This is a genomic window from Nocardiopsis listeri, from assembly GCF_020741345.1.
GTDB lineage: Bacteria > Actinomycetota > Actinomycetes > Streptosporangiales > Streptosporangiaceae > Nocardiopsis > Nocardiopsis listeri_A.
The window spans coordinates 1-10,514 of the sequence record NZ_DYZD01000165.1; the positions used below are offsets into that span (position 1 = coordinate 1).

Below are 10,514 nucleotides of genomic sequence, written 5' to 3' on the forward strand. Positions count from 1 at the left end.
ATCGTGATCCGAGATGACCGCATGCTGCTCATCGGGATCGAGGATGAGGAGGAACCGTTCTACGAGATCCCGGGCGGCGGAGTCGAGGAGGGCGAGACGCCCCGGGCCGCGGTGCTCCGGGAACTGTGGGAGGAGACCCGCCTGGAGGGGGCCGTGGTCGGGGAGGTCGCCCAGGTGTGGAAGGACGGCCGCCGCGAGCACTACTTCCTCCTGGACGCCGAAGGTGAGGTCGGGGCCCTGGAGGACCTCGACACCGGTGGTGGCATCCCCCGGTGGATCCCGGTGGACCGTCTGCCCACGACCCCTGTCTGGCCGCGGCGCCTCGCCTGGCGCATCGCGCACCGGCACGCGACGGGATGGCCGACCCGACCGATCGAACTCGCCGACAGCATCCGCGACCTGCGGGCCCCCTGCGACTGGTGAACACGGCGGTGGTCGGGTCCGCCGGTGTGGTGTGGCTGAGACCAACCGCACCTCACCCCCGCTCGGCTTCCGTGGCGCCGATGGCCGACCATGGGGACATGCGCCTTTCCCTTCTTCGTCACGGTCAGACCCCTTCGAACGTCGCCGGCCTCCTCGACACGCTCGCCCCGGGACCGGGGCTCACACCCCTGGGCCACCGCCAGGCCGCGGCGGTGCCGACCGCGCTCCAGGAGCGCGAGATCGACGCGCTCGTGGTCTCACCGCTGCTGCGCACCCACCTCACCGCGGCTCCCCTGGTCGACACGTTCGAACGGGAGGCCGTGATCATGGAGGGGGTCCGTGAGGTCGAGGCCGGCTCGCTGGAGATGGGCGCGGATCCGGCGGCGCACCGAACCTACGTGGACACGGTGTTCGCCTGGGCCCGCGGTGACGTGGACCTGCGCATGCCGGGCGGTTCGGACGGGCGCGCCTTCTTCGACCGGTACGACGAAGCCGTGCGCCGGATCGCCGAGCAGGGTTGGGAGGACGTCGTCGTGGTCTCCCACGGCGCCGCGATCCGCTCCTGGGCCTGTGCCCGTGTCAGCGGGGTCGACGTCGCCTCGGTCGCCCGCAGCCCTCTGGCCAACACCGGCATGGTCGAGATCGAGGGCGATCCCGACTCGGGTTGGCGCCTTCTCGGTTGGAGCAGCGGCCCGGTCGGCGGCGCCCACCTGCTGAATCAGGACGGCAGCGACCCGACCGGCGAGGCCGTCAGCGCCTGACGTCATCGACCGGCGCGGTCGACCGAACGCGACATGGCAATCGCGCGCCCGACACACCAGATCAGATTTCCATAACGTTCGGTCGACCCATCGCGCAATGACCGGACAGGCCGGAAGCAATGGTGGCATGATGACGGGCACAAGGCGGGCGGAAGCCGTCACCACTTCCGCCGCCGATTCGCGTGAGAAACCCTGCCGACCGCACATGCCTCAGCGGCCGCCGCTCTCCGCACCCTCGCATCGCACGATATTCGCGCCGTAGGCGTCCATTCGGCGTATTGGCGATCGCGCACAGCGATCAGTCATCGGTGACCCGTAATCGCCCTCTTGGCCTGTGTTGTTCGAAAAGGTGGTTCCCACATGTCCCGGCCCCGTCGTCGTTCCGCGTTGCTCCCGACCCCGAGCTGGGGGTGGCAGGACGCCGCCGCCTGCCGAGGCGAGGACCTCGCGCTCTTCTTCGGTCCCGAGGAGGAGTCCTGGCCGCAGCGCGAGATGCGCGAGCGCCGGGCCAAGCAGGTCTGCGCGGGTTGCCCGGTGCGCACCTCCTGTCTGGACCACGCGGTCTCACGTCCGGAGAAGTACGGCACCTGGGGCGGTCTGAACGAGGACGAGCGCACCTCCGAGCGCCGCCGCCGTCTGCGCCGCGCCAACGCCGCCTGAGTCACCCGAGGGTCCTGCCCCTGGCCCGCCCCGGCCCACACGCACCGGGGCGGGCCCCAGGCCCTCGTCAGCGCTGCCAGCTGCGCCAAAGACGGGCGTAGCGACCCTCCGAGGCGACCAGCTCCTCGTGCGGCCCCTCCTCCACGATCCGGCCCTGGTCCATGACGACCACCCGGTCGGCGGTGGCCGCCTGGGTGAGCCGGTGGGCGACCACCAAAGTGGTGCGGCCCTTGGTGGCGGCCGCGGCGGCCTCCTCCAGACGGCGGGCACCGGAGCTGCCGGCCTCGGCTGTGGCCTCGTCCAGCACCGCCAGGTCCGGGTCGGCGAGCGCCAACCGGGCCAGTGCCAGGTGCTGGGCCTGTTCGGCGGTGAGGGCGTGCCCGCCCTCTCCCACGAAGGTGTCGATCCCCTCGGGCAGGGCGCGCACCCAGCTCAGGGCGCCCACCGCCTCCAGTGCCTCCTCGGCCTCGGCGGCGGTGGCCTCGGCGCGGGCCAGGCGCAGGTCGTCCAGGAGGGTTCCGGCGAACACGTGGGTCTCCTGGCTGACCAGGAAAACGTGCTCGCGCACCCGCTGCTCCCCCATCTCCTCCAGGGGGATCCCGCCCAGGTACACGGTGCCGGAGGTGGGTGTGCGCAGGCCGCTGACCACGGCGGCAAGAGTGGTCTTGCCGGCGCCGCTGGCCCCCACGAGGGCGACGCGCTCACCCGGGGCGACGGTGAGCGAGACCCGGTCCAGGGCCTTGGGGGCATCGGCGGCGTAGGCGTGGCTCACCGCCTCCACCCGCAGGGACGATCCGGCCGGCCCCTCCTCGACACCGGGGTCCTCGGCCTCCGGCAGGTCCACCACCCCGGCCAGGCGGGCAAGGCTCGCCCCCGCCTGTTGGACGTCGTTGAAGGTCATCACCAAGAACCCGACCGGGCCGAACAGCCGGTGGAAGTACAGGGCGGCGGCGGTGACCATCCCCACCGTGGCCAGGTCGCCGCGCACCAGCCAGAACCCGACGACGAGTACCGCGCCCAGGCCGACCAGTTCGGATCCGTTCATTCTTGCGCCCAGCCTGGTGAACAGGCGGAACACGTCGAGTGTGAGCCGCATGGCGCTCAACGAGCGATCGGCGATGCGTTCCTCGTGTTCGGCCTCCAGGCGGTAGGCGCGCACGGTGTCGCGGCCGCGCAGGGCGCCCATCATGGCGTGCGAGCGCTCGCCCATGGCGACGCGTTCGCGAGCGTAGTAGGGGCCCGAGATCGGCATGTACCAGCGCACCGCCCACACGTAGAACGGCATGGCGGCCAGCCCGGCCAGGCCCAGACGCCAGTCGAGCGCGGCCATGCCCGCGGTGGTGAGCACGACGGTGGCCAGGGCGGTGACGACCTCCGGGCCGTTACGGGCGATGGCGTTGGTGACCACGGCGACGTCGTCGCCCACCCGGGAGAGCAGGTCGCCGATGCGCACGCGTTCCAATCGGGCTGCGGGCATGTGCAGGACACGGCGCATGACGCGTTCGCGCAGGCGGGCCAGGATGGTCTCGCCGAGCCGACTGACCTGCCAGGCGCCCAGGCCGACGAGGACGCCACCGACGGCCGCGGCGGCGGCGATCAGCGCGGCCGAGCGCAGGATGGCCTCCGCCCCGGCGCCGTCGGAGATGTCGTCGACCATGCCGCCCAGCACCCAGGGGGCGACGAGTCCGGCGGCGCTGCCGGCCAGGACGGTGAGCAGCGCCAGGACCGAGGTACCGGGGCGGGCGCGCAGTCCTTCGAGGAGCACCGCCCAGGTCCGGCGGGCCGTGGCCGTGGGCAGCAGTTCGGTGGCCGGGGCCGGAGCTTCGGGGCCGATGGGGTTCGCGGCCTCGGGGTGGATGGTGTCGGTGCTCAACGCAGGACCGCCTCGCGGTAGTAGGGGTCGTCCTCGGCCAGTCGGATGTGGGTGTCCTCCGCGCGCACGCGGCCCTCGCGCAGGACCAGGACGCGGTCGGCGCGGGCCAGCAGCGCCGGGCTGCTCGCGATGGCGATGGTGCCGCCGCCGTGGGCGGCGCGCAACGCGGCGGTGCCCTGGGCGATGGCCTCCTCGGTGACGGCGTCGACCGCGGTGGTGGGGTCGTGCAGGACGAGCACGGGTGGGGCGGCGGCCAGCGCACGGGCCAGGGCCACGCGTTGGCGTTGGCCGCCGGAGAGGTTGGCCGCGCGGTCGGTGACGGGACGATCCAGGCCGTCGCGGTGGCCGGTGACGAGTTCACCGGCGGCGGCCGCGTCGAGCGCGGCGAGCAGTCGATCCTCGTCGAGGTCGGTGGTGGCCAGGTTGGAGCGCAGGGTGCCCTCGAACAGGAAGCTGCCGTGTTCCTCGACCAGGACGGTGCCACGCAGGGAGACCAGGTCGAGATCGGCGAGGGGGACACCGGCGACCAGGGTGGTCCCGCGGGCGTCGACGGCGCGACCGGTCAGGAGGTCGACGAGTGCCTCGGCGTCGCGCGGGTCGGTGGCGAGCACGCCGAGGAACTCGCCGGGGCGCAGGGTGAGGTCGACTCCGTCCAGGGTGCGGTGACCGACATCGCGCAGTTCGACCAGGGGTTCACTTTCGGGCAGGCCCTCGGGCAGGGCGAGCTCGCCGGGGGCGACGGCGTCGGGGGCGTTGAGCAGCCGCACCAGACGCCGGGCGGAGGCGCGCGCGATGGCGAACATCTGACCGACCATCCCCAGCCCCTGGACGGGTTCGGCGAGGAACTGGGCCAGCCCGACGACGATGACGAGTTCGCCGACGGTGAGGTGTCCTTGGAGGGCCATCCACCCGGCGGTGCCCGCCACGCAGGCCAGGAAGACGGCGCCCGCAGCGGTGACCACTCCCTTGTAGACACCGTTGCTGGCGGCGGCGCCGACCGAGGCGGTCAGGGCCTGGTCGCTGGCCTGCCGGTAACGCAGGGAGGCGTTGTGGCGGGCACCGATGCCCATGAGCACGCGCAGGCCGCCGACCAGGTCGGTGGCCATGGCGGTGGCGCGGGCGGCGGTGGCCTGTTTGGCCTCGGTACGTCGGGTGATGCGGGCAGCGGGCACACGCAGCAGCAGGAGCATCAGGGGCAGGCCCAAGAGCACGCCGAGACCGAGCGGGACGTTGATGGTGAGCAGGACGATGGTGGTGACCACGATCGCGGTGACCTGGGCGATGCCCACGGCCCAGGCGCGGGCGTAGGTGGCGGCCTGTTCGGCGTCGGAGGTGGCCACGGACAACAACTCTCCGGAGCGCAGACCACTGCGTTGACCTCGGGGGTGCAGGACGCGGCGGGCCGATTCCAGGCGCAGCAGGTGGGCCTCGCGCTCGACGACGCCGAGGGTGAGGCGGGCGCCGGTGCGGTAGGCCAGGGCCAGGCAGGTGAAGAGGAGGATCAGCCCTGACACGCACCACAGCAGGGCGGTGACGTCACCGGTGGCGACGGCCAGGTCGATGGTGAGGCCGATGGTGACGGGGACGAGCGCCTCGCACAGTTGGTGCGTGGACAGCAGGGTGACACCGAGGGTGATGCGGCCGCGGTGACGGCGCAGGGAGCGCGAACGTAGGGCGGCGGCGCTGGTGGGGACGGGTTCGGATGCGGTGGGGGACACGGGTTTCGGAGCGGCCCGTCCCTCGGTTGTGGTCATGTTCGTCCGTCGTCCCTGCTCGTGGTTTTCGCGGTGGCCGCCGGGGTGGGTCGACCCTGGGTCAGGGTAGCCAGGTCGGATGGTGCGCCCGACCATGGGTTGTACGCTTCGACGCCGTACGCCCGTTTCTCCCGGCGGACCATCGGTAAGCCTAACCTCACTCACCGTGGGTGTCGACGTGTCCCGCAGGCGCCTCGTCCCGGAGCCTTACCAGGGCACGGACCCTCGGTATAATCGGGGTTCCCTCCGTAACAGAGCGGGGTCCCTCCCCGATGTGCCCACCCCTCGCGTCGACCTACGTTGATCGGACGGGTTCCCTTCCCAGAACCCACGGACCGGTACTCGCACGGCCGGACGAGGCAGGGAGACCACGGTGGAGACGAAGGGCTCCTTGTATCTGCGCTACGCGTACAACGACCTGACCGGCAACAAGGGTGTGCACCTGGCGCTCCTGGTGGTCCTGACGCTCAGCGCGTTCCTCATGGCCACCGGCGCCATGCTCATGGAGCGCATGCTCGGGTCGGTCGACGAACTCTTCGAGCAGGCCGGACCGCCGCACTTCCTGCAGACGCACGTCGGCGACATCGACACCGACGCCCTGGAGCGTTTCGCCGCCGAACACCCGGAGATCGAGGCCTGGCAGGTGGTCGGGTTCGACGGTGCGGCCCTGCCCGGGGAGCGCTCCCCGACCGGTGGATCCGGCGACCTCTCCGACAGCCTCATCGACCAGCTCTTCACGACCCAGAACGAGGAGTTCGACCTCCTTCTGGACGAGACCGGCGCCGCCCCGCACCCCTCCCCCGGTGAGACCTACGTCCCTGTGGCCCACCGCACCGCCTTCGACCTGCGGGTCGGCGACGTGCTCAGGATCGCCACCGACTCCGGTTCTTTGGAACTGCGCGTGGCCGGGTTCGTGCGCGACGCGCAGATGGCCTCGTCACTGTCCTCGGCGACCCGCTTCGTGGTCTCCGAGGCCGACTTCGGGTCCCTGGAGGGCGCGGGCGGCGGCGCGCCCGAGAGCATCGTCGAGTATCGCCTGGACGATGCCGGCTCGGCCGCCGACCTCCAGCGTTCCTACGAGGCCGACGAGGCGCTGCCCAAGAACGGCCAGGCCGTCACCCACCAGATGATCCGCCTGGTCAACGCGTTCGGCGACGGTCTGGTCGCGGTTGCACTGGTGTTCGTGGGTCCGCTGCTCACCGACGCGCACCGGTCGGGCACGACTCTGGTCATGGTCACACACGACCCGGGTCGTGCGGCGCGGGCGGATCGCGTGGCTGCGCGGCCTGGGGTTCTGAGCAGGTCGTGTGCCCCGTGTTCACACATGTCCGGAGATGGCGATAACCTGGTCGAATCATGCTTAGGCAAGGCTAAGCTAAACGCCATTCAGCGAGGTCCCATTGATCCCCGGTCCGCCCACTCGCCTCGGCATGATCGCCGCCGGCGCCCTGTCCACCGTCCTGCTCGCCGCCTGTGGTGGCGGAGGCACCGACTCCTCAGATTCCTCCGGCCCGACCGCCGAGGGATACCCCGTCACCGTCGAGACCCTGTTCGGTGACGTGGAGATCGAGGACCGCCCCGAAAACGTCGTCGCGATGGGCTGGTCGGACGCCGAGGCCGCGCTGGCCCTGGGCGTGCAGCCGGTGGGCGTGGCCGACTGGCAGGCCTACGGTGCGCCCTACGTGGGTCCCTGGGCCGCCGATCTGCTCGACTCCGAGCCGGTCGAGGTCGGCACCATGGAACCGAACCTGGAGGCCATCGCCTCCCTGGAGCCGGACGTCATCCTCGACACCCGCTCCGACAACTCCCAGGAGCGCTACGACCTGCTCTCCCCGGTCGCTCCCGTGGTCGGTCCGCCCTCCGACGTGGAGGTCACCTACGGCACCACATGGCAGGGCCAGACCCTCCAGGTCGCCCGGGTCCTGGGCGAGGAGCCTCGGGGCGAGGAGCTCATCACCGAACTGGAGGACCGTTTCGCTCAGCTGCGCGAGGACAACCCGGAGTTCGCGGACCTGACCATCGCGGTCGGCGCCTACTTCGACGGCCAGTACGGTGCCTACGTGCCCGGCGACACCCGCGTGGACGTGCTCACCGAGCTGGGCTTCGAGTACAAGCCCGAGCTGGAGGAGAGGGCCGAGGGGGCGTTCTACGTCGACCTGAGTTCGGAGCTCGTGGAAGAACTGGACGCCGACCTGACCGTGGTCTTCCCCATCGGTGACACCGCCGACTTCCTCAACGAGGACCCGGTCCTGCAGGGCATCCCCTCCGCCGAGGACGGCCGGCTGATCGTCCTGGAGGACCCGGAGCTGGCCAACGCCTTCTCCAGCGGTTCCACCCTGGGTATCCACCACGCCCTGGACGAGGTCGTTCCGATGATCCAGGACTCCCTGGAGGACTGAGGTCCCCGCCAACACCGAAGGGGGGTCTGCGCCACACGGCGGGGACCCCCCTCTTCTCATGCCTCGATCAGCTCCGACCGGCCTCCACCACCTCGTGGTGACGGCCGATGGGCAACATCAGCGGCTTGCCGGAGGTGGGGTCGACGATGATGCGGCTGCGCAGCCCGAACACCGCCTTCACCGTCTCGGGGGTGAGCACCCGCTCGGGCGCTCCCTCCGCGTGCAGCCGCCCCTCGGCCAGGGCGACCAGGTGGTCGGCGTAGCGGGCCGCCAGGTTGAGGTCGTGCAGTACCAGCACGATCGTGGTGCCCAGCGACCGGTTGAGGTCGGTGAGCAGATCCAGCACCTCCACCTGGTGGCTGACGTCCAGGAACGTGGTGGGCTCGTCCAACAACAAAAGGTCGGTGTGCTGGGCCAGGGCCATCGCGATCCACACCCGCTGACGCTGTCCCCCCGAGAGTTCGTCCACGGGCCGGTCGACCAGGTCGGCGATGCCGGTGGCGTCCAGGGCCTCGGCGACGGCCTCGTCGTCCTCGCGGCTCCACCGGGACAACACCCGCTGGTGGGGGTGTCGGCCGCGCCCGACCAGGTCGCCGATGGTGATGCCCTCCGGGGCGATCGGCGACTGCGGAAGCAGACCGAGAGTGCGGGCGACCTCCTTGGAGGGCATCCGGTGCACCTGCTTTCCGTCCAGCAGCACCCGCCCTCCCTTGGGCGCCAGCAGCCGCGACATCGACCGCAGCAGGGTCGACTTGCCACAGGCGTTGGCGCCCACGATCGCGGTGATCCGCCCGGGCGGGATGGCCAGATCCAGGGTGTCGATGACGACGCGGTCCTGGTACCCCAGGGTCAGGTCCTCGACGAGCAGCGAGTGGTCCGTGGTCACAGGGATCCTCCGGCGCGGTTGGTGCGGACGATGAGGTAGACGAGGTAGGGGGCGCCGAGCACACCGGTGACCACACCGACCGGGAAGCGCGTGCCCAACAGGAACTGGCCGACCAGGTCGGCCACCAGCACCAGCAACGCCCCCACCAGGGCCGAGGGCAGCAGCAGGGAACCGTTGGGGCCCACCAGTCGAGCGGCGATGGGGCCGCACAGGAACGCCACGAACGCGATGGGGCCGGCCGCGGCGGTGGCGAAGGCGATGAGCCCCACGGCGGCCGTGACCGCCAACAGTCGGGTGCGGTTCACCCGCACGCCCAGGGCCGACGCGGTGTCGTCGCCCAGCTGGAACAGGGCCAGGTTCTCGGCCTGGGACAACAGCACCGGGCCGATCAGGAGCAGGGCGACCACCACCGGTAGGACCTGGTTCCAGTCGGTGCCGTTGAGGCTGCCGGTCAACCAGCGCATGGCCTCCTGCAGATCCCAGTCGGGAGCCTGGTCCAGAACGTAGGAGACGACACTGTCGAGCATGGCGGCCACGCCGATACCGATGAGGATGAGCCGGGTCCCGGCCACCCCTCCCTTGAACGACAGCAGGTAGACGAGGGTGGACACGCCCAGCGCCGCGACGATCGCCACCACCGACACCGCGGTGCCGCTCAGCCCGAGCATGACGATCGCGAAGACGGCTGCGGCGCCGGCCCCGGAGCTGATTCCGATGATGTCGGGGCTGGCAAGCGGGTTGCGCAGCATGGTCTGGAAGGTGACGCCCGCCAGGCCGAAGCTCATCCCGGCCACCACGGCGAGCACCGCGCGCGGTAGCCGCAGTCGCCCGACCGTGAAGGAGGCGCCGGGCACGTCCTGGCCCAGGACCACCCGCCAAACGTCACCGAGCGGGTAGAAGGTCTTCCCGACCATCAGGGACAGGACGAACACGGCCACGACGAGCACGGCCAGGACCACGATGACCGTGCTCCGCCTGCGCGCGCGACGTACCCGGCCCCGGGTCACAGACTCCAGGGTGGACCCGGCGGTGGTGAGGGACGGGATCACAGGGCACGGACCTTCTGACGGCGGACGATGTAGATGAAGAACGGGGCGCCGACCAACGCGGTCACGATGCCCACGTCGATCTGGGCGGGCCTGGCCACGATCCGGCCGACGATGTCGGCGGCGGTGAGCAGGGCGGCCCCGCCCAAGGCGGAGAAGGGGACGAGCCACCGGTGGTCGGGTCCCACCAGCAGCCGGAACACGTGCGGCACCACCAGCCCCACGAAGGCGATGGGGCCGGTGACCGCGGTCGTGGCCCCGCACAGCACCACCGCGCCCAGGGACGCGGTCCCGCGGGCCACGGCGACGCGTTCGCCCAGCCCGGCGGCCAGGTCGTCGCCCAACGCGAGCATGTTGAGCCCACGCGCACAGAGCAGGCACAGCACGAAGCCCACCACGACGAACGGCAGGATCTGGTTCAGGCTGTCGTAGGTTCCGCCGCCCACCCCGCCGATCTGCCAGGAGCGCACTCCGCCGGCCAGATCGTTGCGCGGCAGCACGACGGCGCTGATGAACGAGGCCAGGGCCGCGGAGGTCGCCGTTCCGGCCAGGGCCAGCTTGAGCGGGGTCGCGCCGCCCCGCCCCAGGGAGCCGATCACGTAGACGAACACGGCGCTGGCCCCGGCGCCGACGATGGCCACCCACACGAAGGAGGCGGCAGAACCCAGACCGAAGACGGCCATGCCCACGACCACGGCCAGGGAGGCGCCCA

The 10,514-nt window shown here is 71.4% G+C and carries 10 protein-coding genes; 5 read left to right on the forward strand and 5 right to left on the reverse strand.

Going from position 1 to position 10,514, the window contains the following annotated elements:
- From K8V84_RS09300 to K8V84_RS09310, 3 genes are all read left to right on the forward strand, one after another.
- Positions 1-423: NUDIX domain-containing protein (locus K8V84_RS09300; RefSeq protein WP_304073068.1), on the forward strand; the 423-nt coding region annotated here is incomplete at its 5' end.
- Positions 424-521: 98 nt separating this feature from the next.
- On the forward strand, positions 522-1,184 hold the full coding sequence (locus K8V84_RS09305; RefSeq protein ID WP_304073070.1) for a histidine phosphatase family protein: 663 nt from the start codon (positions 522-524) through the stop codon (positions 1,182-1,184).
- A gap of 360 nt (positions 1,185-1,544) precedes the next feature.
- Positions 1,545-1,844 carry a WhiB family transcriptional regulator gene (locus K8V84_RS09310; protein WP_304073072.1) on the forward strand — a complete coding sequence of 100 codons (300 nt, stop codon included), beginning with the start codon at positions 1,545-1,547 and terminating at the stop codon, positions 1,842-1,844.
- Between the two features lie 67 nt (positions 1,845-1,911).
- Here the strand turns inward: K8V84_RS09310 and K8V84_RS09315 are convergent, their stop codons facing one another.
- Positions 1,912-3,678, reverse strand: a complete 1,767-nt coding sequence (locus tag K8V84_RS09315) for an ABC transporter ATP-binding protein (RefSeq protein WP_304073090.1) — start codon at positions 3,676-3,678, stop codon at positions 1,912-1,914.
- A 35-nt stretch (positions 3,679-3,713) separates the two neighbouring features.
- Positions 3,714-5,471 carry an ABC transporter ATP-binding protein gene (locus K8V84_RS09320; protein WP_304073075.1) on the reverse strand — a complete coding sequence of 586 codons (1,758 nt, stop codon included), beginning with the start codon at positions 5,469-5,471 and terminating at the stop codon, positions 3,714-3,716.
- Positions 5,472-5,844: 373 nt separating this feature from the next.
- Here K8V84_RS09320 and K8V84_RS09325 point away from each other — a divergent pair, with 373 nt between their 5' ends.
- Entirely contained in the window at positions 5,845-7,029 is a 1,185-nt protein-coding gene (locus K8V84_RS09325) for a hypothetical protein (RefSeq protein WP_304073078.1), read from the forward strand.
- Entirely contained in the window at positions 6,932-7,870 is a 939-nt protein-coding gene (locus tag K8V84_RS09330; protein ID WP_369696615.1) for an iron-siderophore ABC transporter substrate-binding protein, read from the forward strand. Before K8V84_RS09325 ends, K8V84_RS09330 begins: the two co-directional genes overlap by 98 nt.
- Positions 7,871-7,937: 67 nt before the next feature.
- On the opposite strand, the gene K8V84_RS09335 is transcribed toward K8V84_RS09330, so the two are convergent.
- The 3 genes from K8V84_RS09335 to K8V84_RS09345 all read right to left on the reverse strand — a co-directional run.
- Positions 7,938-8,756: an ABC transporter ATP-binding protein gene (locus K8V84_RS09335; RefSeq protein WP_304073081.1), complete on the reverse strand. Its 819-nt coding sequence runs from the start codon at positions 8,754-8,756 to the stop codon at positions 7,938-7,940.
- Positions 8,753-9,805 carry an iron ABC transporter permease gene (locus K8V84_RS09340; protein WP_304073083.1) on the reverse strand — a complete coding sequence of 351 codons (1,053 nt, stop codon included), beginning with the start codon at positions 9,803-9,805 and terminating at the stop codon, positions 8,753-8,755. Before K8V84_RS09340 ends, K8V84_RS09335 begins: the two co-directional genes overlap by 4 nt.
- The coding region (locus tag K8V84_RS09345; protein ID WP_304073087.1) for an iron ABC transporter permease at positions 9,802-10,514 on the reverse strand (713 nt) is incomplete at its 5' end. The genes K8V84_RS09345 and K8V84_RS09340, both read right to left, overlap by 4 nt.